25 protein-coding genes, 1 tRNA gene and 2 pseudogenes are annotated in these 25673 nt (G+C 63.5%); 15 read left to right on the forward strand and 13 right to left on the reverse strand.

Going from position 1 to position 25673, the window contains the following annotated elements; all coding sequences use genetic code 11:
* Window positions 1–124: 124 nt before the first annotated feature.
* Window positions 125–640: an outer membrane protein assembly factor BamE gene (locus X743_RS164200; protein WP_023764079.1), complete on the reverse strand. Its 516-nt coding sequence runs from the start codon at window positions 638–640 to the stop codon at window positions 125–127.
* Window positions 641–753: 113 nt separating this feature from the next.
* Here X743_RS164200 and X743_RS164195 point away from each other — a divergent pair, with 113 nt between their 5' ends.
* The 7 genes from X743_RS164195 (at window position 754) to X743_RS164165 (ending at window position 5594) form a co-directional block, all read left to right on the forward strand.
* Window positions 754–1302, forward strand: coding sequence for a ubiquinol-cytochrome C chaperone family protein (locus tag X743_RS164195; protein ID WP_023764080.1), 549 nt, complete (start codon window positions 754–756; stop codon window positions 1300–1302).
* Complete coding sequence (locus X743_RS164190) at window positions 1299–1847, forward strand: DUF177 domain-containing protein (protein ID WP_023764081.1); 549 nt, start codon at window positions 1299–1301, stop codon at window positions 1845–1847. The genes X743_RS164195 and X743_RS164190 overlap by 4 nt, the downstream gene beginning before the upstream one ends.
* Before the next feature lie 113 nt (window positions 1848–1960).
* Window positions 1961–3031 (forward strand): phosphate acyltransferase PlsX, encoded by a 1071-nt coding sequence (plsX, locus tag X743_RS164185; protein WP_023764082.1) that lies wholly within the window; start codon window positions 1961–1963, stop codon window positions 3029–3031.
* A gap of 9 nt (window positions 3032–3040) precedes the next feature.
* Complete coding sequence (locus X743_RS164180) at window positions 3041–4012, forward strand: beta-ketoacyl-ACP synthase III (RefSeq protein WP_023764083.1); 972 nt, start codon at window positions 3041–3043, stop codon at window positions 4010–4012.
* Between the two features lie 102 nt (window positions 4013–4114).
* Entirely contained in the window at window positions 4115–4438 is a 324-nt protein-coding gene (locus X743_RS164175; protein WP_010915609.1) for an integration host factor subunit alpha, read from the forward strand.
* 226 nt (window positions 4439–4664) lie between these two features.
* Complete coding sequence (locus tag X743_RS164170; protein WP_013895974.1) at window positions 4665–5204, forward strand: MerR family transcriptional regulator; 540 nt, start codon at window positions 4665–4667, stop codon at window positions 5202–5204.
* An 87-nt stretch (window positions 5205–5291) separates the two neighbouring features.
* Window positions 5292–5594 (forward strand): hypothetical protein, encoded by a 303-nt coding sequence (locus X743_RS164165; RefSeq protein WP_023764084.1) that lies wholly within the window; start codon window positions 5292–5294, stop codon window positions 5592–5594.
* Window positions 5595–5816: 222 nt separating this feature from the next.
* Here the strand turns inward: X743_RS164165 and X743_RS1000000172710 are convergent, their stop codons facing one another.
* The gene (locus X743_RS1000000172710) at window positions 5817–6014 is read right to left on the reverse strand and encodes a hypothetical protein (RefSeq protein WP_084555431.1); all 198 of its coding nucleotides are present in this window, start codon (window positions 6012–6014) and stop codon (window positions 5817–5819) included.
* Between the two features lie 196 nt (window positions 6015–6210).
* A complete protein-coding gene (locus X743_RS164155; protein WP_023764087.1) occupies window positions 6211–6825 on the reverse strand; it encodes a hypothetical protein in 615 nt (204 codons plus the stop codon).
* Between the two features lie 300 nt (window positions 6826–7125).
* On the opposite strand from X743_RS164155, the gene X743_RS164150 reads away from it, so the two are divergent.
* The 3 genes from X743_RS164150 to X743_RS164140 all read left to right on the forward strand — a co-directional run bounded on the left by X743_RS164150 (window position 7126) and on the right by X743_RS164140 (window position 8200).
* Entirely contained in the window at window positions 7126–7410 is a 285-nt protein-coding gene (locus X743_RS164150; protein ID WP_023764088.1) for a helix-turn-helix transcriptional regulator, read from the forward strand.
* Between the two features lie 151 nt (window positions 7411–7561).
* Complete coding sequence (locus X743_RS164145) at window positions 7562–8023, forward strand: YbaK/EbsC family protein (protein ID WP_023764089.1); 462 nt, start codon at window positions 7562–7564, stop codon at window positions 8021–8023.
* A 100-nt stretch (window positions 8024–8123) separates the two neighbouring features.
* A tRNA-Pro gene (locus X743_RS164140) sits at window positions 8124–8200 on the forward strand.
* 51 nt (window positions 8201–8251) lie between these two features.
* On the opposite strand, the gene X743_RS164135 is transcribed toward X743_RS164140, so the two are convergent.
* From X743_RS164135 to X743_RS164120, 4 genes are all read right to left on the reverse strand, one after another.
* A complete protein-coding gene (locus X743_RS164135; protein ID WP_023764090.1) occupies window positions 8252–9529 on the reverse strand; it encodes an O-antigen ligase family protein in 1278 nt (425 codons plus the stop codon).
* Window positions 9526–11061 (reverse strand): undecaprenyl-phosphate glucose phosphotransferase, encoded by a 1536-nt coding sequence (locus X743_RS164130; protein ID WP_023764091.1) that lies wholly within the window; start codon window positions 11059–11061, stop codon window positions 9526–9528. The genes X743_RS164135 and X743_RS164130 overlap by 4 nt, the downstream gene beginning before the upstream one ends.
* A gap of 88 nt (window positions 11062–11149) precedes the next feature.
* The gene (locus X743_RS164125; RefSeq protein WP_023764092.1) at window positions 11150–12280 is read right to left on the reverse strand and encodes a glycosyltransferase; all 1131 of its coding nucleotides are present in this window, start codon (window positions 12278–12280) and stop codon (window positions 11150–11152) included.
* Between the two features lie 10 nt (window positions 12281–12290).
* Window positions 12291–12854, reverse strand: coding sequence for a polysaccharide biosynthesis/export family protein (locus X743_RS164120; RefSeq protein WP_013532220.1), 564 nt, complete (start codon window positions 12852–12854; stop codon window positions 12291–12293).
* Window positions 12855–13112: 258 nt separating this feature from the next.
* On the opposite strand from X743_RS164120, the gene X743_RS164115 reads away from it, so the two are divergent.
* Window positions 13113–15344, forward strand: coding sequence for an exopolysaccharide transport family protein (locus tag X743_RS164115; protein ID WP_023764093.1), 2232 nt, complete (start codon window positions 13113–13115; stop codon window positions 15342–15344).
* A 30-nt stretch (window positions 15345–15374) separates the two neighbouring features.
* Here X743_RS164115 and X743_RS164110 read toward each other — a convergent pair whose 3' ends face one another.
* Together X743_RS164110 and X743_RS164105 are read right to left on the reverse strand one after the other, a co-directional pair.
* A complete protein-coding gene (locus X743_RS164110; RefSeq protein WP_023764094.1) occupies window positions 15375–16211 on the reverse strand; it encodes a GNAT family N-acetyltransferase in 837 nt (278 codons plus the stop codon).
* Between the two features lie 125 nt (window positions 16212–16336).
* A complete protein-coding gene (locus tag X743_RS164105) occupies window positions 16337–17566 on the reverse strand; it encodes a GNAT family N-acetyltransferase (protein WP_023764095.1) in 1230 nt (409 codons plus the stop codon).
* Window positions 17567–17657: 91 nt separating this feature from the next.
* On the opposite strand from X743_RS164105, the gene X743_RS164100 reads away from it, so the two are divergent.
* Window positions 17658–18716: a polysaccharide deacetylase family protein gene (locus X743_RS164100; RefSeq protein WP_023764096.1), complete on the forward strand. Its 1059-nt coding sequence runs from the start codon at window positions 17658–17660 to the stop codon at window positions 18714–18716.
* A 29-nt stretch (window positions 18717–18745) separates the two neighbouring features.
* Here X743_RS164100 and X743_RS164095 read toward each other — a convergent pair whose 3' ends face one another.
* A complete protein-coding gene (locus X743_RS164095) occupies window positions 18746–18961 on the reverse strand; it encodes a DUF2842 domain-containing protein (protein ID WP_023764097.1) in 216 nt (71 codons plus the stop codon).
* A gap of 152 nt (window positions 18962–19113) precedes the next feature.
* Here X743_RS164095 and X743_RS164090 point away from each other — a divergent pair, with 152 nt between their 5' ends.
* Window positions 19114–20205, forward strand: a complete 1092-nt coding sequence (locus X743_RS164090; RefSeq protein ID WP_023764098.1) for a COX15/CtaA family protein — start codon at window positions 19114–19116, stop codon at window positions 20203–20205.
* Between the two features lie 166 nt (window positions 20206–20371).
* Here X743_RS164090 and X743_RS01000000168620 read toward each other — a convergent pair.
* The 3 genes and pseudogenes from X743_RS01000000168620 to speB form a co-directional block, all read right to left on the reverse strand.
* Window positions 20372–20966: pseudogene (locus X743_RS01000000168620) on the reverse strand (aminoglycoside phosphotransferase family protein).
* Between the two features lie 102 nt (window positions 20967–21068).
* A pseudogene (argC, locus tag X743_RS01000000168625) lies at window positions 21069–22063 on the reverse strand (N-acetyl-gamma-glutamyl-phosphate reductase).
* A gap of 30 nt (window positions 22064–22093) precedes the next feature.
* Window positions 22094–23101: an agmatinase gene (gene speB, locus X743_RS164085; RefSeq protein ID WP_023764101.1), complete on the reverse strand. Its 1008-nt coding sequence runs from the start codon at window positions 23099–23101 to the stop codon at window positions 22094–22096.
* A 124-nt stretch (window positions 23102–23225) separates the two neighbouring features.
* On the opposite strand from speB, the gene X743_RS164080 reads away from it, so the two are divergent.
* Window positions 23226–24434: an acyltransferase gene (locus X743_RS164080; protein ID WP_023764102.1), complete on the forward strand. Its 1209-nt coding sequence runs from the start codon at window positions 23226–23228 to the stop codon at window positions 24432–24434.
* Between the two features lie 97 nt (window positions 24435–24531).
* On the forward strand, window positions 24532–25587 hold the full coding sequence (locus tag X743_RS164075) for a glycerophosphodiester phosphodiesterase family protein (RefSeq protein WP_023764103.1): 1056 nt from the start codon (window positions 24532–24534) through the stop codon (window positions 25585–25587).
* Window positions 25588–25673 lie beyond the last annotated feature (86 nt).

The following is a 25673-nucleotide window of genomic DNA, read 5'->3' on the forward strand; positions in this document are numbered from 1 at the left end:
CATCCAGCCGTCTGGTGCTTGCCCGGTTGTTGGCACCAAAACAAAAACCCGCAGGATCGCTCCCGCGGGCTTTTGGTCGCCTGAGATGGTGCTGCCCTCCCAAAGGGAAGGCAGGATCTGAAGATCAGGGAGTACCGCCGCCGGGAATGCCGGGCGCCAGCTTGCTGGCGCCGTTGATGATCTGGCTGAGGAAGTTCTGGTCCTTGCCGCCAGTCGGCGTCGTGCGGGAGATGAAGTCGAAAACCTTGCCGTCCTTCAAGCCGTAATTGGCGATCTGGGTGACGCGGCCATCATCGCCGAAATAGACCGCCAGCACTTTCTGGTCGATCAGTCTCGGCTTGTCGAAGGCGACATAGCGTTTGCGGGTTTGCGAGATGTAGTAAAACGCCTCATTGTCGAAAGTGGCCGTGGTCGATGGCGTGCCTAGCGCCAGAAGCACCTGCTCGCGGCTGGACCCGACGGGCACCGAATCGACCGCCTGCTGATCGTAGACATAGCCTTGCGTCAGCGTCTCGCTCGGACTGAGATCGCCGATCATCTTGTTGGTGTGGCATGCCGACAATGCCGAAACGACAAGCAGCAGCGAGATCGCGCCGGCGGGCCCGGAAGTGAAGGTCGACTTGAAATTCAGCGCGCGCAACAACAATTCTCCATTACATCGCCGCAACTTGCGCTGGGCCGCAAAACCGGTAAACCAGCTTGCTTGCCGTTGCAACAAGGCCATTCAACAAACGGTCCCCGGAGACCATCCCCATGTTCCAGCGCCTTTTTGGCCGCGAACGCCACGCCAACCGCGCCATCACCGACGCGCTTTACGCACAAATCGTGGCGGCGGCGCGGCAGACTGCATTTTATTCCGAGTGGAATGTGCCGGACACGCCTCTCGGCCGGTTCGAGATGCTTTCGCTGCACATGTTCCTGTTCCAGCATCGGTTGCGCGGCGAGGGCGGCGCGGCGCAAGAGGTCGCGCAGGTGCTGATCGACGAGTTCTTCCTCGACGTCGATCATTCGCTGCGCGAACTGGGCATTGGCGATGTCGGTGTGCCCAAACGCATGAAGAAACTGGCCAAGATGTATTATGGCCGCACCGCCGCCTATGACGATGCGCTGGAGAGAAACGATCACGACGGGCTGACCGCGGCACTTGCCCGCAATATCCGGCCCGATGCCGGCACGTGGCCGCAGGCATCGCAACTGGCCAACTATGTCGCCGATGTCCGTCGGCAACTGGCCGCGCAGCCATCCGAATCAATCGTTTCCGGCACGGTGGCTTTTCCGCTCGCAAGGGAGGTTGATCGATGAAACATGCCGATCCGCAAAGCCCGGTTTCCTTCCGCGCAAATGTCGCCCGTCTGCCGCATAAGGGGCTGCCCGTGGTGATCGAGGCCGACGCGGCGCAGCGCGCCGCGCTCGCCGAGGAGCACGGGCTGCTATCCGTCCAAGCCTATCGCGCCGAGCTACTGGTCGTCTCCTGGAAGCGCAATGGCGTGAAGGTCAGCGGCCGTGTCGAGGCCGACATCACCCAGGCCTGCATCGTCACCCTCGAGCCCGTCGAGGCCCATATCGATGAACCGGTCGAGGCACTGTTGCTGCCCGAGGACTCCAAGCTTGGACGGCAGGGGTTCGAAGGCGGCGGCGAAATACTGCTCGATGCGGACGGACCCGACAGTCCCGAAACGTTTTCCGGCGACACCATCGATGTCGGGGCTCTCGCCGAACAGTTCTTCGGCCTGGCGATCGACCCCTATCCGCGCAAGTCGGGCGCGGCGCTGGATGCCGGCGGCGATACCGAACCGGCGGAGAACGAATTTCAGCAAAAACTGCGATCCTTGCTGGGAAAATCCTGAAAACCGCGACGGCGACGGAAAAGTCGGTTGTGTGAAAGCCCAAAACCGCTATTTTCGCCGAACCTTTGCGACCACTAAAGCGACCTGCCGGATAACCGTGAGATGAATAACGCGTGATCAGGATTTCCATCGATGCCATGGGCGGCGATCACGGACCAGCCGTGGTCATTCCGGCGCTCATGACGGTCGCGACCCGCCGTCCCGACATCCGTTTCGTCATCTACGGGCGTGAGGAGTTGGTGCGTCCCGAACTGGCCAAATTTCCTAAGCTGGCCGAGGTCAGCGAGTTCATCCACTGCGAAATCGCGGTCAGGATGGACGACAAGCCGAGCCAGGCGTTGCGCCATGGCCGCTGGAAATCGTCGATGTGGAAGGCGGTCGAAGCGGTCAAGTCGGGCGCCGCGGACGCCTGCATCTCCGCCGGCAACACCGGTGCGCTGATGGCGATGTCGAAATTCTGCTTGCGCACCATGGCCACTATCGATCGCCCGGCGATCGCGGCATTGTGGCCGACATTGCGCGGCGAGAGCGTGGTTCTGGACGTTGGCGCCACCATCGGCGCCGATGCGCACCAGCTCATTGATTTTGCCATTCTGGGCACCGGCATGGCGCGCTCCGTGTTCGGCGTTGCCCGGCCGACGGTTGGCCTGCTCAATGTCGGCGTGGAAGAGATCAAGGGCCAGGAAGAGGTCAAGGAAGCGGGGCGCATGCTGCGCGAGGCCAACATGGCCTCGATGAACTATCATGGCTTCGTCGAAGGCGACGATATCGGCAAGGGTACGGTCGACGTGGTGGTGACGGAAGGCTTCGCCGGCAATATCGCGCTGAAGACGGCCGAGGGCACCGCGCGCCAGATTGCAGGCTATCTTCGCGCCGCCATGAGCCGTACCCTGATGGCCAAGATCGGCTACGTCTTCGCCAAGGGCGCCTTCGATCGGCTGCGCGAAAAGATGGATGTCGGCCGCTCCAACGGCGGCGTTTTCCTGGGCTTGAACGGCATCGTCGTCAAAAGCCATGGCGGTGCTGATTCGGACGGTTTCGCCGCCGCGATCGAACTTGGCTATGACATGGTCCGCAACAATCTGCTCGACCGCATCGAGGCCGACCTGGACCTGTTTCATGCGCGCAACCCGCATGCCCTGACATCTAGGAAATCCGACGTCGTTATCGACGCGAAGGAATAGGAAAGAACTTTGATCAGATCAGTCGTGCGCGGCACCGGTGCCGCGCTGCCCCACCGCATCATGAAGAATGCCGATTTCGAAGGCATGGTCGAAACCTCGGACGAGTGGATTGCCCAGCGCACCGGCATCCGCCAGCGCCACATCGCGGCCGACGACGAGACGACGGCTTCCCTGGGTGAGGCCGCGGCGCGCGCGGCACTAGCCGATGCCGGGCTGACGCCGGACGATATCGACCTGATCGTGCTTGCGACCTCGACGCCCAACAACACATTCCCTGCCACCGCGGTCGACATCCAGAACCGGCTTGGCATGCATCACGGCTTTGCCTTCGACATGCAGGCGGTGTGCTCCGGCTTTGTCTATGCGGTGACGACGGCCGATCTCTACATCCGTGGCGGCCTGGCCAAGCGCGTGCTGGTGATCGGCTCGGAGACTTTTTCACGCATTCTCGACTGGAGCGATCGCTCGACCTGCGTGCTGTTCGGCGACGGCGCCGGCGCGCTGGTTCTGGAAGCCGGGGAGGGCAGCGGCACGATCGCCGACCGCGGCGTTCTGGCGGCCAGCCTGCGCTCCGACGGGGCGCACAAGGACAAGCTTTTTGTCGACGGCGGCCCATCGACCACGGGAACGGTCGGCCACCTCCGCATGGAAGGCCGCGAAGTCTTCAAGCATGCGGTCGGCATGATCACCGACGTCATCGAGGCGACCTTCGCGGACGCCGGCATCACGGCCGCCGACCTGGATTGGTTCGTGCCGCATCAGGCCAATAAACGAATTATTGACGCTTCCGCCAGGAAGCTCGGGATAGATGACCAAAAAGTGGTGGTTACCGTCGATTTGCACGGTAACACCTCGGCTGCTTCCGTACCGCTGGCGTTGTCGGTGGCCGTTGCCGATGGCCGCATCAAGAAGGGTGACCTCGTGCTCCTGGAAGCGATGGGCGGCGGCTTCACCTGGGGCGCTGTTCTGGTTCGTTGGTAAGTTGCCAAACGGTCCGGTTTCGGTCCTTGACCTTGCCGGATCAATTACTTAGGCTCTGCGGCTGTTGTGCCGATTTTATGTTTGAACTGATGGGACGGTCGCATGGGGGGAAAGACACTTACGCGCGCCGACCTTGCCGAGGCCGTCTACCGAAAGGTCGGTCTGTCGCGGACTGAATCCGCGGAGCTCGTCGAAGCGGTGCTGGATGAAATCTGCGAAGCCATCGTTCGTGGCGAGACGGTGAAATTATCGTCATTCGCGACATTCCATGTCCGCTCCAAGAACGAGCGTATCGGGCGCAATCCCAAGACGGGCGAAGAGGTGCCGATCCTGCCGCGCCGGGTAATGACCTTCAAGTCGTCGAACGTGCTGAAGAACCGCATCCTGCGTTCTCACCAGAACAGCAAGGCCAAGGGCGGCAAGTAGGCCTCCCAAGGTGCGTCCATTGTACGGTTGAAAACCGGCCCCGCCATGACACCGGGCTTGAATATTGTTTCACAAACCGCTGAAATAAGGCCCGATTCGGCAGCATGGCCGGATTGGTGTTCTGCGTAAGATCCATTCCGTGCAAACGGAATGAGCTTTCTCTTGGTTGAGCGTGATCCCGTCTGAAGACCGTTCCGGATCACGCTCCAGCGTGAGGATTTCGCCCATGGACAAGAGCCCTGACGCCTTCCGGACCATCAGCGAGGTCGCCGAAGATCTCGACCTGCCACAGCATGTGCTGCGTTTCTGGGAGACGCGCTTCAACCAGATCAAGCCGATGAAGCGTGGCGGCGGCCGCCGCTACTACCGCCCGCAAGACGTCGAACTGATCAAGGGCATCCGTCACATGCTCTACGATCAGGGTTACACGATCAAAGGCGTGCAGAAGCTGCTGCGCGAAAACGGCAATCATTTCCTGGTCGCCATCGGCAATGGCGACATGGCCGCCGTCGAGGCGATCTCGCAGCGCAAGCAGGCCGACCAGGTGCCGCTGACGCCGGCGGCGCAGCCACGCGGCGGGGACGATGAACTGGTTGGCCAGCCAAGGGTCAAGCCCAGCCGGCGCTTCTTCGGCCTCGGCAAGGGCGATGAGGAAGGTCCGGTCCAGCCGGACGCGTCGAAACTCTCGCGCGACAACCGCGCGCTGCTCCAGGAGGCGCTGTTCGACCTCCTGGAATGCAAGCGCCTGCTCGACCAGGTGCGCTGACCGGCGCACGAGGGCTCCGGTGGGCAAACCGGAACCCGCCTGCGGGTGAGGCGTTACGTTTCCTTCTGCAAATGAAGGAAGCACGTCATGGCATCGTTCTCGACCCTTTCGGACATTGACCTCGACAGGCAGGTCGCGGCCCTCTCCAGGGAATTGGCGGCGTTGAAAAAGGCCGTCTCCCAACGGAGCGGCGCTTATTACGAAGACGGTCGTGACGCCGCGCTCGACACCTATTCAGATCTGGCCGGACGCCTGCGCGAAGCCATGCCGGCGATCCGCAAGCAGGGCAGGGTGATCGAAAAATCGGCCCGTGACCATCCGGCGGCGGCCGCGGCGGTCGGTCTTGTGGTGCTCGGCCTGGTAGCCAGCCTGCTGTTCAGCCGGCGCTGATGCGCGTCCACGCAAGCCGAGCGCGAAGTGCGTCGGCATAGAGGGCCACGGCACCTTTGTGGCGCCGCCGCAGGAACGCGGATCGGTCGAACCGCCAGAGCCGCCCGATCTCGCCGGCGAACGCCGGATCGATACGGCCCGCAATCGAGCCTCTTGAACCAGGAGAAGACCAGCCTTGAACAAGCAAGCCAAGGCCGGTCTTCTCATTGGCAATCCCGGTACTTAGGCCTTGTTGCCCATCTTCTTCATGTGGTGGTGATGGTGGTGGTGGCGGTGATAGCGATGGTGGTGGCGATGATGATGGTGATGACGATGATGCTTTGCCATCGGGGCCGCATCAGCGCTTGTTGCACCGATTACCGGCACCGTGAAAGCAAGCGCGACTGCAAGCCCGAGGGCGGAGAGGAGGGACTTCTTCATGGATCGTTTCCTTCTTTTCGCGGACAGGTATGAAACGGGCCGACAACCCGACCGCCGCGATGGCGATTACGCTCCCTGATTTTTTCGTCAGTATTTCCCGATTGTAGAATCTTGTTTCTGGACTATTTCCAGGAAATCCAGGCTTTCGCCGTCTTCATCGCGCAGGCCTAAAGCCGCGTTTTGCTGCGGGTTTCCACTACATCGGCGGTACCACGCCTTTGTTTCCCACCACGACGCGGCTGGAGCTCAGCGTGCCGTCAGTCTCGCGCTGCGCGGTGACGAAGACCGTTGCGCCTGGCTTGAGATCGGTCGGCGTGGCCGGGGCGAAGGTCACGACAGGCGTGCTGTCGGGTATAGAGATCTTCTTGGTCTGCCCGTTGTCGTAGGTCAGCGTGACGGCTCGTCCGTTGATGTCGGTGACGTCGGCGACGGTGCCGTTGGTCATGCGGCTGTTCGGCTGCAGGTCCCATGGCCGATCACCCTCGCCGGTGCCCTTCAGGGCCGCCGGAAAGACCACCACTTCCAGCGCGCCGCTGCCGCCATCCGCCTTCGAGACGGAGGCGATGCCGAGGAAATCGCCCTGTTTGATGTCCTTCATGGAGGCGCTGGCGACGCCTGAAACCTTCCAGCCGGCATTGAGCTTGATCGCCGAGGTTTCACCCTGGCGGGTTTTGACCGTGAGCAGCGATGGTTCGAAACTGACGACCGTGCCGCGCACGCGCAACGCATCCGCTGCCTGGGCGGCAGCCACGCCAGCGCCGGAAAGCATGGAAATCGTGCCGAGCACGAGGAGGGATGTCTTGAGCTTCATTTGCGTATGTCCTTCTAGGAAAAGGCTGGCCAGGAAAAGGCTGGCAGGAGCCGATCGGCTTTCATGCCAGCAACGCCAGGACAACGAATGGGCGTGGCCAAAATGCCGAGCAAAAGGGTGGTTCGGCGTTCAAAACAACTTGATCGGGACGAGGTGGCCGGGGCGCCGCGCGGACCCCCTGCTTCACGATAGCGTGACGGTCTTTTTGGGACTTGGCAAATCGCCGTCGAGCGGGCATCTTCCCATCGTCTCAGGCAACATCCCATTTTGATCAAACTCTTTCAGCCAACGGAGTTGCCAATGCCCAAAAATGCAAAAAGCCATGCCCTCTCCGAACCGTTAGCCAGTGAGATCGGGCAAGATTACAGTGCCCTCAAGGCCATGCGGGAAACCCGCGGATACAGTTTGGAAGAGCTTTCCTTGACGTGCGGCCTGTCGGTCGACGAAATCGAGGACATCGAGAACGGCAGGGCAGCCGATCCGGCGAAGCTGCGTCGTATTGCGTCCGCGCTTCGGCTTCCTCAGGACACTCTCATTGCTTCGGCAGCCACCACTCCGGCCGCACAAGGCCGACCCCTGGCATAAACCAGTGCCAGGCATGCCCGAGAAACCCGCCAAGGCCCCTTGGCGGGTTTCTTGCTGATGCCATAGGGGTTTTGCCGCCGACCGGGCTTGCCGACTTGCAAATCGCACGTGTTTATACGCGCGGCATCCTTGAACCCTGGGGGTTTTCGATATGAGCCTGGAATCCGTTCGTGCGTTCTTCGCCGCTCATGCGCCCGATATCGAGGTCATCGTCACCGAAGCGAGTTCGGCGACCGTGACGCTGGCGGCGCAGGCGCATGGCGTCTTGCCGGCGCAGATCGCCAAGACGATCTGCCTTCGCGTCGGCGACCGCACCATGCTGGTTGTGACCAGCGGCATCGCAAGGCTGGACAACCGCAAATTGAAGGATCAGTTCGCCGGCAAGCCGCGCATGCTGGACGCGGAGGAAGTCGTCGCCGCCACGAGCCATCCGGTCGGCGGTGTCTGCCCGTTCGGCCTGCCGGCGCCGCTGCCGGTCTATTGCGACGTGTCGCTGCGCGAATTCGAAGAGGTCGTGCCTGCAGCCGGCGCCACCAACGCCGCCGTGCGGATTGCGCCGCGGAGGATGGTTGAGCTTACAGGCGCAGAGTGGGTCGATGTCTGCCAGGGATAGAGTGGCGACGGGCAGAGCTGTCGCATCAACCGTATGAGCATGATGGTCGCCGAATTTCGGTTGACCCGAGCGGGGTTATCACGATACATCGCGACCGGTCCGGAGTGTAGCGCAGCCCGGTAGCGCACTTGACTGGGGGTCAAGGGGTCGTCGGTTCGAATCCGGCCACTCCGACCATTTTCGAAGCAGGACTTCCCCCAAAGTCCGCCCTGGCCATCGCCGGCCAGATCAGCCAAATTTCAAATCGCCGCGACCCTTGCCGTCTTGCGTCCGCAATACCGCCCGCAACAGCCGCTGATGGCGGTATTCGAGCGCGATGGCGCCCCAGATCAGGCCTAGCAGCAGGTACATATGGCGCCAGTGGTCGATGTCGATGAAGGTGCCAAGCCCGACATTGCCGATGAAGGCGACATAGGCGCACAAGAGATAGGGCTGCCACGGCCGGTCGCGCAGCAGGATGCGGAACCCGGCTGCGATCGTCCACAGGACGAGCGTCAGGAACGACACGAAGCCGATCCAGCCATAGTCCATCAGCATCTTCAGCCAGATGTCGTGGGTGTCTTCGCCGAAGATCGTGCCGAAGACCAGCGGCCCGATGCCGAACGGATGCTCCATCGCCATCTGGAAACCGATCGCGTAGCGGGCGAAGCGGCCGAGGCGGGCGGTGTCGTAGCTCTGTTCGAGGTGCGCGCGGTTGGAGAACATTTCCGACACCCCGGGCAGCTGCAGGATGACGATGATGGCGATCGTCAGCAGCGACAGCGCGGCGACGGTCATGATCACCACGCGCAGCCGGAACATGCCGCTGGCGCTCTGCAGAAACAGGCAGCCGGTGAGCAGCACCGCCGAAACCGCGAACATGCCCCAGGCGCCGCGCGAGAACGAGAAGAAGATGCCGGCGGTGATGATCAGCAGCGGCACCGCCAGCAGCGGCATGCGCGAAACGGAGCCGGTCAGGATCAGATAGAGCAGGTAGATGCCGGGCAGCACCAGGAACGGCCCGAACACGTTCGGGTCCTGGAAGGCGCCGGCGGCACGGTCGTATTTGGTGAACATCTCGGCGCCGGGGAAGGCGTGGAAATAGCCGGCTATGCCAAGCAGCGAGGTCATCACCGCGGAGATCACATAGGCAATGAAGATCGGCCGGTAGAGGCCTGGCTGCGTGGCTGTCACCGAGGCGAAGAACACCGCGCTGAAGGCGAGGAACAGCGACACGGCGAGGTAGAGCGGCGTGTTGGCGAGATCCGCCATCTGCGACATCGAAATCATGCCGCCGATGTTCATCGTCACCAGCAGCACCAGCAGCGGCAGGGCCGCACGGGAAATCCTCAGGCCGAAGAGAGCCCAGATGGCGATCAGCCCGGCCATATAGAGTTCATAGGGCGCCGGTTCGCTGATGACGAAACCGGACAGCAGGATGCCCAGCACGACCGCCCCCGAAGAGATCATCGCGATCAGCTTGGCGTTGACGGCAGCCTGCGGCAGCTCGAAGGAGGTCGCGCTCAATAGGCGTTTTCCGTGTTGAGCAAGCGGATCGGTGTCAGGAAAAGGATCCTGAGATCGAACAGCAGCGACCAGTTCTCGATGTAGTAGAGGTCGTATTCGGTCCGCATGCGGATCTTCTCGTTGGTGTCCATCTCGCCGCGCCAGCCATTGATCTGCGCCCAGCCGGTGACACCGGGCTTGACCTTGTGGCGGGCGAAATAGCCGTCGACCACTTCGTTGTAGAGAAGGTTGTGCGACTGCGCGGCGATCGCATGCGGGCGCGGACCGACCAGCGACAGCGAGCCCAAAAGCGAGTTGAAGAACTGAGGCAATTCGTCGATCGAGGTCTTGCGGATGAAGCGGCCGACACGAGTGACGCGCGGGTCGTTGCGGGTCACCGTCTGCTTGGCGGTCGGGTCCGACCGGTCCGTGTACATCGAGCGGAACTTGTAGACCTCGATGATCTCGTTGTTGAAACCATGCCGCTTCTGGCGAAACAGCACCGGCCCCTTGCTGTCGAGCTTGATGGCGATCGCGGTGGCCAGCATCACCGGCGAGAACACGACGATGCCGATCAGGCTGAAGATGATGTCGAAGGCGCGCTTGGCGACCGAATCCCAGTCGTTGATCGGCTTGTCGAAGATGTCGAGCATCGGCACCGAGCCGATGTAGGAGTAGGCGCGCGGGCGAAACTGCAGCGCGTTGGAATGCGCGGACAGGCGGATATCGACCGGCAGCACCCACAGTTTCTTCAAAAGCTGCAGCACGCGCGATTCGGCGGTCAGCGGCAGCGACACGATCAGCATGTCGATGCGCGCGATGCGGGCGAATTCGATCAGCTCGGAAATGGTGCCGAGTTTGGGATAACCGGCGACGAGCGGCGGCGAGCGCTTGTCGTTGCGGTCATCGAAGATGCCGCAGATGCGGATGTCGTTGTAAGGCTGCTTCTCGACCGAGCGGATCAGGACTTCCGCGGCCTTGCCGCCGCCGACGATGACGGCGCGCCGCTCCATGCGGCCATCGCGTGCCCAGCGCCGGATCAGCCTCGACATCACCAGCCTGAGGCTGAAGAGGCAGACGAAGCCGACGACGAACCACGTGCCGAACAGCAGGCGCGAATAGTCCTGCGACATCTTCATGGCGAAGGCCGTCAAGGCCATCAGCGCGAAGGCGCCGGCCCAGACCAGCAGGATGCGGCCGAAATTGGCGATGGGCCGCATCAGGGACACGACCTGGTAGCAGTCGGTGACGTCGAGCAGCACCACGGCCAGGAATGACGCGGCGGCGATCGTCAGCGGATATTGCCAGGCGAGATAGTTGAAGAACCCGACATAGTGGAAATAGACGCAGAGCCCCGAAACCAGAAGCACCCCGAATTCGACCATGCGCAGGACACCGCTGACCATGATCGGCGACATCGTGTCCCGCCGGTACTGCGAGGCGACCTGCCGGGCAACGTCGTTCATGCCGCCGGGCACATTGCCATCGGCCGGGATGTCGAGTTTACGCACTGCTTCTGGTGAAAAGCGGCGCGCGGGGTCGATCTCATTCATGGAACAGTCCGCAAGCTTCCCCAGGGTGATTAGCAAAAGAGAGCTAAGAAACCCTTGAAACAACGCATGGCTTTGGAAGGGCCTGAGCCTACTTGTCGAGCGCGGCGAAGTAGGCCTTCTCGATTTCGGCGGCCATGACGTCGGCTCCGAAGCGCGACCTGAGGCTGGCATTGTCGGGCATCAGCTTGCTGTAGGCGGCAAGATCGGTCAGCGCCTGGCTCATCTTGTCGGCGAGTTCGGTCGGGTCGGGTCGGATCAAGGCAGGGGAGTTTGAACCGAAAATCTCCGGTATGCCACCGACGGAGGTCGCGATCATGGGTCTTGCCGCGGCAAGCGTTTCCAGCACGATGTAGGGCATGGCTTCGGCGCGCGAGGGAACCACGACGAGCGCCGCCAGCAAAAACGCCTCCCGGGCCGGCATCGGCGGCAGGAAGCGGACATGGGCTTCAAGGCCGAGACGCTTCACCTGTGCGTGGTAGCGCGGCAGGTCGTCGCCGTCGCCCACCATCACCGCGCTCAGCGCGCGGCCGAGCCGGGGGCCGGCGAGGGCGAGGGCATCGATGAAGATGTCGGGTCCCTTGAGATCCCGCATCATGCCGATATAGAGCAGGTCCGCCGCGTCGGCGCTGGGGACAACTGGCTCGAATTCGGTGGCGCGGAGTCCATTGTAGGCCAGCGTGTTCGGGATCGGCGGCTCGCCGACCTTCCTGCGATAGGTCAGCCGCTCGTAGTCGGAGACGAACAACAGGCAATCGGTGAAGCGCGCCATGATGCGCTCCAGCGCGAAGAACAGCTTTCCGGTGACGGTGCTCTCGTCATAGTGGAGAGAGCCGCCATGCGGCGAATAAAGGCGGGCTACGCGAGACCTTGATACCCGCAACAATGAGCCGAACAGACGGGCATAGGCACCACCCTTGGCGCCATGCCCGTGCAGAACGTTCGGCTGCAATTCCTTGATGATCCTGTAGGTGCGCCGGGCCGAGGCGAGGTCGCCCAGGCCGACATGGCGCTGCATCGGCGTGCGATGGATGCCGAGCGCCAGCACGTCCTTCATCTGCTCGAACAGGCGCTCCTCGAATTCGCCGCCGGTGGTCGAATCGCAGACGATGCCGACCATATGGCCGGCGGCGACCTGGGCTTCGGTCAGGTCGCGCACATGCCGGAAAATTCCTCCAACGGGTGAACGAAAGCAGTGGACGATCCTGAGCTTGTCCGCCACGTGGTGCCGGTCAGAACAGGCGTTCGCGGACGTAGACGGTATCTCCGGGCAGCAGTGGATCCGAGGTGACCACGCGGCCGGTCATCACCTTGCCGTTGATGTCGCGGGTGATGTCGACGCTCTCCTGGTTGGCGCGTGGTGTGAAGCCTCCGGCAATGGCGATGGCCTTCTGCACGGTCAGGCCGGGCACGTAGGAATACTGGCCAGCGGCGCCCACTTCGCCCATGACGAAGATCGGCCGGTAACGATCGATCTCGACGGAGACATCGGGATCGCGAAGATAGCCTTGCCGCAGCTTGTCGGCGATCTCCTTTTCCATCTGCTGCGCGGTGTGGCCACGGGCGGGTATGGCGCCGACAAGCGGGAAAGAGAGATAGCCGGACTGGTCGACGCTGTAGGTGTTGGTCAGCCCGTCCTGTTCGAACACCGTGACGCGGACGCGGTCGCCGGCGCCAAGACGATAGGGTTGGTCGAGAACCTCGTGGAAGGCCGCCGGCGTCGGCCGGTAGCTGGAGCAGCCGGCAAGCATCGATACGGCAAGCAGCGCGCGAAAGAGGGAAGCAGTGCTTTTCATGACCGGACACGTACCTTCGACTGGCCGCTGCGGCGTCGCAGCAAACATCTGATATCGAGGCTCGTTATCATCCTGTTAGGGTTAATGGCCGGTAAAGGAGCCGGCCGATACCGTCCGCGCCGACAGGGATTTTGGTATTTTATCGTTTTTTTCTTGCCGCTCGCCAGCAAGTCCTAACGAGAGCTTACCTTGGTCTTAACGGCTGAGTTACCATAGTTGTTTACGGTGCATCCTGATCCAGTTTCGGAGTAGGGATGCATGTCCGTTCAGTCCGCGGCCGCAGATGTCGATGTTGACCTCAAGCAGCTCTTCGCCAGCCTGGCGAGGCGCTGGCTGCGTACAGTGCTTGTCGTTCTGGTGGTGACGGGGCTGGCCTTCGCCTTGGCGTCGCTGGCAACCCGGCACTACAAGGCGGAGACTCAGGTGGAGATCGTGCCGCGCGAATCCGTGTACACGCGGCCGGCCAGCAACAACAGCGACCCCGACAAGCCGATTCTCGATGAACAGGGCGTCGCCACCCAGGTCCAGATCATTTCCTCTAACGAAATCCTCAAGCAGGTCGCGCAGAAGCTTGGCCTGGAGAAACTGCCAGAGTTCAACGATGCGCTCGACATGTCGCCGCTGAGCCGCCTTTTGGTGCTGGTCGGATTGAAAAGCGACCCGATGGAAATTCCGACGGAAGAACGCGTGCTCAAGAAAATGCACGAAAAGCTCAACGTCTATGGCGTCGAGAAGACCCGCATCATCGCCATCGAGTTCTCATCGGAGGATCCAAAGCTCGCGGCCGCCATACCCGATGACATTGCCGCCGCCTATATTGCCGGCCAGGGCGCGGCAAAGCTCGAATCGAACAACGCCGCCGCCGACTTCCTGGCGCCGGAGATCGCCGCCCTGCAGCGGCAGGTCAAGGATGCCGAGGCGAAGGTCGCGTCCTATCGCGCGCAGTCCGATCTTTTGATGGGCGGCAACAATTCGGTGCTCGCCACCCAGCAGCTTTCGGAACTGTCGAGCGAACTGTCGAAAGTGCGCGCCAATCGCGCCGCGGCCGAAGCGACAGCCGACGGTGTGCGCAAGGCGCTGCAGAATGGCGGCTCGCTGGATGCCGTGCCGGAAGTTCTGTCATCCGACCTGATCCAGCGTCTGCGCGAGCGTCAGGTCGAACTGCGCACCAACATCGCCGATCTGTCGACGACGCTGCTCGACAATCATCCGCGCATTCGTGCGCTGAAATCGCAGCTGTCCGATCTCGACGCACAGATCCGCAGCGAGGCCCAGAAGGTGATGAAAGGGCTGTTGATGCAGGCCGAGACCGCCAAGGCCCGTGAGAACCAGCTTGTCGCCGACGTCAACACGTTGAAGGCGGCGTCGGCCCAGGCCGGTGAACAGCAGGTCGATCTCGACGCATTGCAGCGCGATGCGGCGGCCAAGCGCCAGCAGCTCGAACTCTACCTGACCAACTACCGCGAAGCGGCTTCGCGCCAGGATCGCAAATACCTGCCGGTCGACGCCAGGATCGTCTCGAAAGCCTCGGTGCCCTCGGAAGCCTATTTCCCCAAGATCGGGCCGATCGTCGGCGCGGCCTTCGCGGCCTCGTTGCTGCTGATGGCGGTGCTCACGCTGTTGCAGGAACTCTTTTCGGGCCGTGCCATGCGCCCGGCCAGTGGCGCCCGCTTCGAGCCGATCGATGAGGTGGCGATGCCGGCGACGGCTCGCTCCGAGCCATCCGGCCGCCTGGAACCGCTAATCCCCAACGAGCCCGCCAACCGTGCCGCCGAGACGCCATGGCCCCCCGAAACGATCTCGGATCCGGAGGCGCGGCCAGCTGCCGAGCCTGTCGCCGAGACTGAATCCGTGCCAGAGCCCGAGCCTGTTGTGGCGGCGCGGCCGCGCTCGGTGCTTGGCGAGATCGACATCGAGAAGGCCGCTGAAAAGCTGATCGCGAGCGGGGCCGCGCGCGCCATATTCGTTTCGCCCGAAGGCGACGAGGCGGCCGCATCGGCGATCCTGGTGGCGCGCGAGGTTTCCGACGCCGGCCTGCGCGTCCTGCTGCTCGACCTTACCGCCTCGGGCGCCGCCTCGCGGCCGATGCTGGACAGCGGGCTTTTCCCCGGCATCACCGATCTGCTCGCTTCGCAGGCGCAGTTCAGCGACGTGATCCATGCCGATCTCTATTCCGACTGCCACGTCATTCCGGTCGGCACCGCCGATCCAGTCCGCGCCATGCGCGCCGCCGACCGGCTGCCGATCATCATGCAGTCGCTGACCACGGCCTATGATCTGGTGGTGGTCGAATGCGGACCGGCCGACGCACAAGGCATCAGCCGTCTGGGCGGCGATGCCACCGAGGTGTTCCTGTCCATGCTCGAGCCCGACGACGAGGTGGCGCAGGCCGCGGTCAAGCTGATCGAGAACGGCTACCCGGATGTGACGCTGGTGACGCCGATCGGCCACGAACCGCCGGGTACCCCGGGACGCCGTTCCGCCGCCTGAAGGAACCGCTGTCCGGAGGCAGGCTTCCGACTATCCCAGTTCGAGCGTCGTCACGCCGAATATCCTGTTGGCGTCGAGCTTCGGCGGCGGGCCCTTGTACATGCGGGCGGTGGTGAAGGTCGGTGAGAAACCCGCCGCGGCGAGTGCCGCGATGAAATCCACCTGGGCGGCCGGTACGTCGATGTTCAGGTCGCCATCCTCGCATATGCTCGCCAGGTCCTCGAGCAATCCGACCGCGGTCTGCATGTCGTCGGCGAAAAGCGGGCCGATCTTGAAGCCGCTGCGGCAGGATCGCGCCACCGCATAACCCGCCATTCCTCGCGGCGTGATCGCCGCCAGCGCATGGTGCGGCGGCTGCATCCATCGCCGCAGGAAGGAACTCCGGGATGCGGGAAAGCAAAGTGCGTCATAGGCGATGATGTCGGGCATCAGTTGCGCCGTCACCATGCGAGGCCGCTCGGTGCCGATGAGCGCGGCTGCGGGGCGCCCGCTGTAGCGGATGGTTTCGTAGACCGGCGTGAATCCCTTGCTCTGGTAGTTGGCCTGCTGCTCCTCGACGCCATCGAGCCCGATGGTGCGCCCGGCCAGCCGGTCGATGCCCGCGGTCCACACCATCTTGCCGTAACCCTTGCCGCGCATGTCCGGACGGCAGATGTAGAGACCGATGAAACCGAAATCGTGCCCATAGGCCACGGCCGAGATCGCGGCGGCCATTTCGTTGCCGACAAAGGCACCGATGAAACCCTCCGGATCCGCTGCCTGGAACATCGCGGCATCTTCAAGGCCGGGATTCCAGCCCTCGGCAGCCGCCCAGTCGACGAGGACCGCCAGTTCTTCAAGCGACAGCGCGCGGATGATCGGCTTCATGATGTTCATTTCGCGGCGACGGTTGCGGTCGAAGGATTTCAGCAGAGATGACCGGTCTTGGCCAGTCGCTTGCATCGGCGCCGCGCTTCGAGGTCGAGGCCTGCCGAAAGCAAGCCGCGGCAAGCCTAGCTGTCGTCTTCGACGGGGGCGGGCGCCGGCTGCCCAGCGGCCTTGCGGCGCAGCATCTTGGTCAGCTTCCAGACCATCGGGCTGTTCTTGACGAAAGCCTTCAGCCGCGTGCCCTGGCGAAGCCCCTGTGCCAGCGCGCGGCCCTTCAGCGTCAGCGGGACCAGCACCTCGAAATGCCGGGTTTCGATATCGCACCACAGCCGCTTGTAGGGCTCGTCGCCGACCGAGAAATCATAGACCTCAAAGCCGGTCTCGCAGGCTTCCTGGATGTTGTCGAAGAACAGGAAGTCGCCGGGACTGGTGTGAGCGAGATCGTCCTCGGAGATCGCTCCGAACTCACAGATCACGCGTTTGCCCAAAAAGCTCGATCCGGTGACGGCGCGCAGCCTGCCGGCAACCTCCAGCCCGTGCAGCACGAAGGAGGGTTTTTGTTCGGCCAGGGCTTGGCCGAACAATGCTCGGAAGAAAGCGCGCGTGCGGTCGTCGCCGAAGACGTTGGCAATGCCCATCTTGCGGAAGCGGGATTCCTTCATCTCGAAGAAGGCGTCGAGCAGCCTGTTCACCTCTTCCGGCGTGGCGGCCGTGATGCGCCGATGGCTGCCGACGGCCTCGAACTTGCGTGTCTGCGAGCGATGCTTCTTGCGTTTGCGCTTGCCGCTCGCACGCGCCAGCAACGCGTCGAAGCCGCCGTCGAGATCGACGGCCAGCGCAAGATTGGGGCTGGCAAAATGATCGAACGATGCGAAGGGATTGGCGACGCCGTCGAGATCGGGCAGCAGTCGTTCCAGCGCGATGAGATCGATGTCGGGGCGCGCCCTGGCAATGGCGGCAAGCAACGTCCGGATGGCCGCGACATCCGCCCTGGCCAGCCATTGCGGGTCGGCGGCGGCAAAATTGCCGTTGGCGTGCCTGCCGCCCATGAAACGGGCGACCCGGAACGGGCCGCGGCGGGTCACCTCCAGCGCCAGCGCCAGCACCGGTTTGCCTTCGAGAGCGAGCGTCGCGACGATCGGATCGGGCCTGACCTGCGCGGCCCAGTTCAGGATCCATATCGCGCCCTGTGCCGGAGCGCAGAGCGCAGAGCGGCAGAACCCCGCATAGGCCGCGAGCGCTTCGGCGCCGGCAACCCAGACCGACAGCCCCGCGGCATCTTTCGGCAGGGCCCGTGGCGAGGCTTCAGTCGCCGTGAGCCGATTGCCGTCAAATGACGCCGATGCGTCAACCATACCTCAATCCTTAGGGCGTATTGATCCCGATTTGGGGGTTCGCTCAGGCGTATTCTGTGCTTGGATCAGCCTAGGCGCAAAAGGTGAATGAATGATCGACGGCGGGGAGGCAATCCGGAAACTGGCGCTCAACGTCGCCCGCTATACCGGCCTCGCACCGCTGGCCAGGCCGTTTGTCGGCGGCATCGGCGCCATCTTGATGCTGCACCGCGTGACGGCGACGCCGGAAAAGCCCCACAGCGTCAACCGGCACCTCAACATCTCGCCCAGCTTTCTCGACGCCATGATCGCCGACATGAAGGCGGGCGGCTATGCCTTCGTCTCGATGGACGAGGCGATCGAGCGCATCAAGGCAGGCGGCAAGGGTGGCCGGTTCGCCACCATCACCGCCGACGACGCCTACCGGGACAATTTGACCGAGGCTCTGCCGGTGCTGGAAAAGCACGGCGCGCCGATCACCATCTATGTCGCGCCGGGGCTGATCGACGGCACCGCCGATCTGTGGTGGGACGTGGTCGAGGACATCGTCAACGCGTCCGACAGCCTGACCTTGGCGACCTCGAACGGCCCGGTGCTGATCGCTTGCAAGACCCCCGCCAGGAAACACCAGGCCATCGCCCGGCTGCACACCTACTTCACCACCGAAGTTCGCGAGGAAGACTTGCGGACCGTGCTGCGCGAACTGGCCAGTGCAAATGGCATCGACGTGGATGCGTCGCGCCGGCGCATGTTGATGAACTGGGATGAGATCCGCACCATCGCGGCGCACCCGCTGGTGACGATCGGTGCCCACACCATCAATCACAGCAATCTGAAGCGGCTTTCCGAGGCCGGCGCACGGCACGAGATCGGCGCTGTGAAGGACATGTTGGGGGCTGAGCTTGGCGCCGAGCCCCGTCATTTCGCCTATCCCTATGGCTATGCCAGTGCCGTCGGCTGCCGCGAAGTGGGCTTTGCCCGTGATGCCGGCTATGCCTCCGCGGTGACGACCCGCCACGGCGTGCTGCGCGCCGAGCACGCTGGCTTCCCGCATGCCTTGCCGCGCCTCTCGGTCAACGGCCGCTACCAGAGCCTCGCCCACATCCGCACCATGCTGTCGGGCGTGACGACGCCGCTCGCCAATGCCGGCAAGATGGTCGTGACGATCTGAGGGTTTGCCTGGCTAGGCCAGGCCAAGTCTCAGCGCTTGGCCCGCGGCTCCAGCATCAGCCATTTGATGATGCCCATCGCCGGCAGCACCCAGAGCAGGCCGCTGAACAGGAAGAACAGGAACTGCACCAGCGCGCCGGACTCCGACAGCCGGGCGACCGCGAAGATCGAGGCGACCAGCGCATAGATGATGACCAGTGCCACCAGCAGGAACATTCCGATCAGCTTTTTCAGGCGAATGGGCATGGCTTGGCCTCGTTGATTGCACTCGCTTAAGCCGAACGCGGGGCACGCGCAACCCGCGGCGGACGGCGCGACGGCGTGCCGCGCCGGACGGCCTTGCCAGCACGGGTGCGATGGTCCACCAATCCGCGACCTCAACCTGCCGGGAATAGATCATGGCTGCCATTTCAGCCGCCGCGCCGTACGTGGCCCGCGACCGCGACCTGCACAACCGCGCACTGCTGCGCGGCTGGCTTTATGTCGTGCTTCTGGTTCTGTTCGCGCTGGTGCTGGTCGGGGGCGCCACCCGCCTTACCGAGTCCGGCCTGTCGATCACGCAATGGCAGCCGATCCATGGCGTCATCCCGCCGCTCAACGATGCCGAGTGGCAAGAGGAATTCCAGCGCTATCAGCAGATCCCGCAATACACCGAGCTCAACAAGGGCATGAGCATCGAGGCGTTCAAGTCGATTTTCTGGTGGGAATGGGCGCATCGCCTCCTGGCACGCAGCGTCGGCCTGGTCTTTGCGGTGCCGCTGCTGGCCTTCTGGGCAACGCGCCGCATCGAGCGCGGCCTCGGCCCCAAACTGGTCGGGATTCTGCTCCTCGGCGGTTTGCAGGGCGCCATCGGCTGGTGGATGGTGGCCTCGGGCCTGGTCGACCGCGTGTCGGTGAGCCAGTACAGGCTGGCGACGCACCTGACGCTGGCAGCGCTGATCTTCACCGCCACCATGATCGTGGCGCGTGGGCTGGCGCCGCATTCCGAACCCGCTGCCGATCGCTCGACGCAGCGCCTGGCCGGCTTCATCGTACTGTTGGCGCTGATCCAGATCTATCTCGGCGGCCTGGTCGCCGGCCTCGATGCCGGCATGAGCTACAACACCTGGCCGCTGATGGACGGCAGGATCATCCCGGGTGATCTGCTGATCCTCGAGCCGGCATGGCGCAATTTCTTCGAGAGCCCGAAGACGGTGCAGTTCGTCCACCGGCTCGGCGCCTACACGGTCTTCGCCGTCGCGCTCTGGCACATGATCGCGACGCGTCGGCGGCTGCCGGGCTCAACCCATGCGCGCCGCGCGACGCTGCTGTTTGTGCTGGTGTTGGTGCAGGCCTCGATTGGCATCGGCACGCTGCTGATGCAGGTGCCGCTGCATATGGCGCTGACGCACCAGGGTTTTGCGCTGATCGTGCTGGGCTTTGCCGCCGCGCATTGGCGCGGCACCAAGGGTGCTTACCCCCTGCCGCACCAGGTTGCGCTCCGGACCTGATCGCGAGCCGATCGGTCGATCACATCCAGAATTCGTTGGACTGCGTGGTCTTCTCGCCGTCGAATTCCGCCTGGCGCAAGGTGGCGGCGGATGGGGTGGACTGGCTCTGGGCTGCCTTGGCAGCCTTGTCGGCGTCGGCAAGCGATTACCGCTCCCGTCCACGGACTTAGAAAGTGGCCCGCACCGTCCGGATCGCCGCGGCTATCGACAGTTCGCGGTTCTCCTCGACCGCGTTGTCGTCCTCGTGATGCCAGGCCGCGGACAGGCAGCCATAGGCGATGGCGTGGTCCAGCATCGCTGCGGGTGTCTGCTTCAGCGTCGTGGCAAAGACTTCGGCCATATGCGCGATCCGCTCCGGATCGAGGCAGAGTGCATCACGATCGAGCGGATTGTAGAACATGTTGGCGGCGTCGAAGCCGGGGTCGCCGAGCACGCCCTTCGGATCGATAGCAGCCAGCCGCGCGGGCCATGCAGCATGTTCTCGTGGTGCAGGTCGCCGTGGAGCGGCCTGACATCGTGAGGGTTGGACAACAGCCGTTCGGCAATTTCGCCAGCAGGCGCACCGCGCCTTCGTCGCGCCGCCAGGCAAGGAAGTGCTCGCCGCGCAACTCGTCGGCGACGTCGTCGAAAGGCTTGAGCGCCTTGACGACGGCCGGCGAGCCGTCCTCGCGCCGCACCTTCCAGATGCGGCTCGAAAACGTCTCGGCGATGAGTTCTGGCGCGCTGACGTTCCAGCGCGCCGGGAAGGCTGGTGCGTCCATTAATGCATGTCGCTCAAAAGTGGCCCCGGTTTTGAGAGAACGACATGCATAGACACAAAGATCTAAAGCGCGTCGCCTGAATCCGTTCAAACGCGACGCGCTTTAGAGCCCGAGCATCAGGTCCATGTTCTGGACGGCGGCACCCGACGCGCCCTTGCCGAGATTGTCGTAGACCGCCAGCAGCAGTGCCTGCGCGCGTTTGTCGTTGGCAAAGACGTAGACCTTCATGCGGTTGGTGCCGTTGTAGATCTCGGGGTCGATTTCCGGCATGCGCTCCAGATGCGCATAAGGCGCCACCTCGACCAGNCGTTGTAGATCTCGGGGTCGATTTCCGGCATGCGCTCCAGATGCGCATAAGGCGCCACCTCGACCAGGCCGCCCTTGATCGCGGCGAAATGGTCGGCAATCGCGGCATGAAGCTCGGCACCGGTCGGCACATGATCGAGGCCGCCGAGCTGCAGCGGCACCACGGTGATCATGCCTTGGGCGAAATTGCCCACCGCCGGCTGCATGATCGGGTCATGCGACAGCTTCGCATAGGCTCGCAGTTCCGGCACGTGCTTGTGCTGCAGGGTGAGGCCGTAGGGCAGGAACTCCGAGGCATCCTCGCCCTTGGCGACATAATCCTCGATCATCGGCCGCCCGCCGCCCGAATAGCCCGAAATGCCGTTGACGGTGATCGGGAAATCCGCCGGCAGCAGGCCGGCGGTGACCAGCGGCCGCAGCGTCGCGATCGGTCCCTGCGGCCAGCAGCCGGGGTTGGCGATGCGCTTGGCCGAGGCGATCGTCTTCGCCTGATCCTTGTCCATTTCAGCGAAACCATACGCCCAGCCCTCGGCAACGCGATGCGCGGTCGACGCATCGATGACCTTGGTGCTGTCATTGGTGATCAGCGAGACGCTTTCCTTCGCCGCATCGTCCGGCAGGCACAGGATCGCGATATCGGCGGCATTGAGGAATTCGGCGCGTGCGGCCGTTTCCTTGCGGCGCTCGGTGGGAATGGAAATGATCTCCAAGTCGCCGCGCTCGGCAAGCAGCGCCCGGATCTGCAGGCCGGTGGTGCCGTGCTCGCCGTCGATGAAGATTTTCGGTTTCATTGCCTGATCAAATTCCCTGAAATCTCAAGACTATATGCCGTTACCATGATTCACCGCGGCACCGTTGTGGTTGCCGTTGTTCAGCTCTTCGAGCCGGGCCTTCCGCTCCGCCAGCAGGCCGAGATACTGCATGGCCACCATCGAGCCGGCAATCGCCGTTATATCGGCGTGATCATAGGCCGGCGCAACCTCCACGACATCGGCGCCGACAATATCGACCTGGTTGAGCTGCCGCAGCGTCGACAGGATCTTCGCCGAGGACGGCCCGCCTGCAACCGGTGTGCCGGTGCCGGGCGCATAGGCTGGATCAAGGCAGTCTATGTCGAATGTCAGATATGTCTTCTTGCCGCCGGTGCGGTCGACGATGGCGTAGGCGATGTCGGATGCACGCATCTCCTCGATTTCATGGCCGTAGAGGATCTTGATGCCGAACGTGTCGGGCGCATGGGTGCGGATGCCGATCTGGATCGACCGGTCGGGATCGATGATGCCTTCCTTGACCGCGCGGCCGACGAAGGAGCCGTGGTCGATGCGCTTGCCGTCGTCCTCCCACGTGTCCTGATGCGCGTCGAACTGCACCAAGGCGAGCGGCCCGTGGATGGCGGCATGCGCCTTGAGCAGCGGCCAGGTGACGAAATGGTCGCCGCCAAGCGTCAAAAGGAAGGCGCCGGACTTCAGGATCTTGGCCGCTTCGCGTTCGATCGTGCCCGGCGTCTTCTGGTGGTTGCCTGAGTCGAGCAGGCAATCGCCATAATCGATCACCGCGAGGTGCTCGAACAGGTCGCGCGAAAACGGGTATTGGGGATCGTTGTCGAGGATCGCCGAGGCACGGCGTATAGCCTGCGGCCCGAAGCGCGCGCCTGGCCGGTTGGTGACGGCGGCGTCGAACGGAATGCCCCACACGACCGCGTCCGCGCCCTTCACGTCCTTCGTGTATTTGCGCCGCATGAACGACAGCGCGCCGGAATAGGTCGGCTCGAACGCAGCGCCCGTTTTGGAGCGGGCTGTGAAGGCATGGTCGATGGTCTTGGTCGCCATTACTGGTCCTCGGTTTTCATCGGGGTGCAACAACTACAGAACCGGCACGGAAGATGCCAGTCACAGCTTGGGGAGACGAAACCGCGCCGCCCGGGTGCCACGGCAAGACAGGATTTGTACCATCATGACGCAAACGGCGTTTCTTAATCCGTCCCGTGCCGTGGTGTCGACCCACGCCGGCACGATCGCCGGCGAACGCTTCCTGGTTCTCGATTCGTGGCGTGGCATCTGCGCCCTGCTGGTGGCGCTGTTTCACTTCCCGACCGCTTCGGTGATCTCGCAGAGCCGTTTCATCGGTTCGTCCTATCTTTTCGTCGACTTCTTCTTCGTCCTTTCCGGCTTCGTCATCGCCAGCAGCTACGCCGACCGCCTGAGCCAACCCGATGAGGTCGCTCGCTTCGCGCTGGTGCGTTTCGGCCGCATCTATCCCCTGCATCTCATCATGCTCGCGGCCTTTGCCGGGTTCGAACTGCTGCGGCTGATGCTGCCGCAACTGCATGGCACCGGCGCTGCTCCGTTCACCGGCGGGTTCGACCTCAAAAGTCTGCTTGCCAATCTTTTCCTGCTGCAAGGTGTCGGCTTCGAGGATCGACTGACCTGGAATGCACCGAGTTGGAGCATTTCGGCGGAGTTCTTCGCCTATCTCCTGTTCGCTGGCGTCGTCTTCGTCGCCGGCGCGCGTGCCTGGATATGGTTCGTTGCCGCGGCCGTCACCGCGCCCCTGTTCCTGCTCGGCTTCTCCACGCATCATATGGATGTGTCCTATGATTTCGGCTTCATCCGCTGCCTCTACGGCTTCTCGCTCGGCGCCGTGCTGGCCTGGTTTCAGCATGATTCCATTGCAGGGGCGCGACAGGTTCTCGTCAGCAGCGGCCCACGGATGAACTGGACCCTTGCCGAAATCGTCATGGTGGCGGTCATCGTTCTTTTTGTCTCGCTGGCGGGCAGCAATGATTTTGGCATCGCGGCACCGCTGGTGTTCACGCTGGCGCTGTTTCTGTTCGCCCACGAAGGCGGCTGGATTTCAGCTCTGCTGAGGGCGCCGTTCATGCTGGCGCTCGGCGCGCTGTCCTACTCGATCTACATGGTCCATATCCTCGTCCAGGCGCGGCTGATCAATGTCGCCGGGCTCGTCGAGCGCAAGCTCGGCCTCGGCCTTGTCGGCGACATCGTGCTGCGCGGCCAACCTGCGACCGGTTTCGGTGCCGGTTGGGTCGGGATAGCCGCGATCGTTCTCATGCTCGCTGCCACCATCGCGCTATCCTGGATCACCTGGCGCTTCGTCGAGATGCCGGCGATGGCATGGTTTCGCCGGCGAGCGAAACGCCTCTGACGCACCGGCCAGCACGCATTCCGCTAGCCGGCTTCGTTCACCTGGATGTCACGGGCATCGCTTATCCGGATCTCGATCCGGCAAGGAGCGATTCTCGATGCGGACCATCTGGCTGAGCGTTCTGTTTTCCACGGCACTCGCGGCCGCCTGCGGCCAGGCCTTGGCCGGCGAGACCCGCGCCAGGCAGATCCTCGACCGCTTCGAACACGCCAATCAGTGGCGCGACCACGTCATTGTGGCCGCGCATCGCGCCGGCAGCATGCAGGCCGGCAAGACGCTCTATGCGGAAAATTCGCTCGCGGCTGTCGAAGGCTCGATCGCCATGGGCGCCGAGATCGTCGAGGTCGACATCAGGCGTTCGAAGGACGGCGAGTTCATCGTCATGCACGACAGCTGGCTCGACCGCACCACGACCTGCAAGGGCGAGGTGGTCAACTACACGCTGGCTGAACTGAAGAGCTGCCGGCTGGTGATCGAGGGTACCCGCGCCGTCACCAGCGAGACGGTCTCGACGCTGCGCGAAATGCTGATAGCGACCAGGGACAGGATCCTCATCAACCTCGACAACAAGCTCGAGATCGGCGACCTGCCGGGCATGATCGCGGTGGCCCGCGATCTCGGCATGGCGGATCAGGTCATCGTCAAGGAGAACCTGTGGAACCAGGGCAGGATCACCGCGGTAAAGGCCGCCATGGCTGCGATCGGCGGCGTCCAGTTCATGCCGATCATCGCCGATGACGCGGTGCATGATGCCGGTTTCGCCGAGACGGTCGACCAGGCTTTTGCGCCGCGCGCGATCGAGCTGATCAACTGGCGGGCAGGCGCGCAGACCCTGACCGAGACCGGCGGGCCGCTGTTCAGCACGCGCATGCGGGCGGCGGCGGTGCGCGGCAACTGGCACATCTGGGCGGACACCTATGCCATCGTTGGCAAGCCGGGCGGCTTCCTGGCCGGCGGCCGTGGCGACGAGCTGGCGGTGCAGGCCAGCCTGCCGCGCGAAGCCTGGGGTTTTTGGGCCGACCGCGGCGCCACCATCATCCAGACCGACGAACCGAAGGCGGCAATCGGCTGGCTGGCGGCGAACGGCTACCGCGTGCCTTATGCCGATGAGGTACGGCCGGTTGAAGCCTCCAGCACTGCCAGCATCAACTAGGAAAAACCAGGAAATCCGACGCTGGCGCCATCACCCCACCCGGCGCTACGCGCCGACCTCCCCATCAAGGGGAGGTAGGGCGCCAG

Source organism: Mesorhizobium sp. LNHC232B00, from assembly GCF_000502435.1.
Classification (GTDB): Bacteria; Pseudomonadota; Alphaproteobacteria; order Rhizobiales; family Rhizobiaceae; genus Mesorhizobium; species Mesorhizobium opportunistum.

Coding starts and splice junctions, on each gene's coding strand:
- X743_RS164195 (WP_023764080.1), top strand. CDS start 754: ATGTTCCAGCGCCTTTTTGGCCGCGAACGCCACGCCAACCGCGCCATC.
- X743_RS164190 (WP_023764081.1), top strand. CDS start 1,299: ATGAAACATGCCGATCCGCAAAGCCCGGTTTCCTTCCGCGCAAATGTC.
- X743_RS164175 (WP_010915609.1), top strand. CDS start 4,115: ATGGGGGGAAAGACACTTACGCGCGCCGACCTTGCCGAGGCCGTCTAC.
- X743_RS164170 (WP_013895974.1), top strand. CDS start 4,665: ATGGACAAGAGCCCTGACGCCTTCCGGACCATCAGCGAGGTCGCCGAA.
- X743_RS164165 (WP_023764084.1), top strand. CDS start 5,292: ATGGCATCGTTCTCGACCCTTTCGGACATTGACCTCGACAGGCAGGTC.
- X743_RS1000000172710 (WP_084555431.1), bottom strand. CDS start 6,014: ATGAAGAAGTCCCTCCTCTCCGCCCTCGGGCTTGCAGTCGCGCTTGCT.
- X743_RS164155 (WP_023764087.1), bottom strand. CDS start 6,825: ATGAAGCTCAAGACATCCCTCCTCGTGCTCGGCACGATTTCCATGCTT.
- X743_RS164150 (WP_023764088.1), top strand. CDS start 7,126: ATGCCCAAAAATGCAAAAAGCCATGCCCTCTCCGAACCGTTAGCCAGT.
- X743_RS164145 (WP_023764089.1), top strand. CDS start 7,562: ATGAGCCTGGAATCCGTTCGTGCGTTCTTCGCCGCTCATGCGCCCGAT.
- X743_RS164130 (WP_023764091.1), bottom strand. CDS start 11,061: ATGAATGAGATCGACCCCGCGCGCCGCTTTTCACCAGAAGCAGTGCGT.
- X743_RS164120 (WP_013532220.1), bottom strand. CDS start 12,854: ATGAAAAGCACTGCTTCCCTCTTTCGCGCGCTGCTTGCCGTATCGATG.
- X743_RS164115 (WP_023764093.1), top strand. CDS start 13,113: ATGTCCGTTCAGTCCGCGGCCGCAGATGTCGATGTTGACCTCAAGCAG.
- X743_RS164110 (WP_023764094.1), bottom strand. CDS start 16,211: ATGAAGCCGATCATCCGCGCGCTGTCGCTTGAAGAACTGGCGGTCCTC.
- X743_RS164105 (WP_023764095.1), bottom strand. CDS start 17,566: ATGGTTGACGCATCGGCGTCATTTGACGGCAATCGGCTCACGGCGACT.
- X743_RS164100 (WP_023764096.1), top strand. CDS start 17,658: ATGATCGACGGCGGGGAGGCAATCCGGAAACTGGCGCTCAACGTCGCC.
- X743_RS164095 (WP_023764097.1), bottom strand. CDS start 18,961: ATGCCCATTCGCCTGAAAAAGCTGATCGGAATGTTCCTGCTGGTGGCA.
- X743_RS164090 (WP_023764098.1), top strand. CDS start 19,114: ATGGCTGCCATTTCAGCCGCCGCGCCGTACGTGGCCCGCGACCGCGAC.
- speB (WP_023764101.1), bottom strand. CDS start 23,101: ATGGCGACCAAGACCATCGACCATGCCTTCACAGCCCGCTCCAAAACG.
- X743_RS164080 (WP_023764102.1), top strand. CDS start 23,226: ATGACGCAAACGGCGTTTCTTAATCCGTCCCGTGCCGTGGTGTCGACC.
- X743_RS164075 (WP_023764103.1), top strand. CDS start 24,532: ATGCGGACCATCTGGCTGAGCGTTCTGTTTTCCACGGCACTCGCGGCC.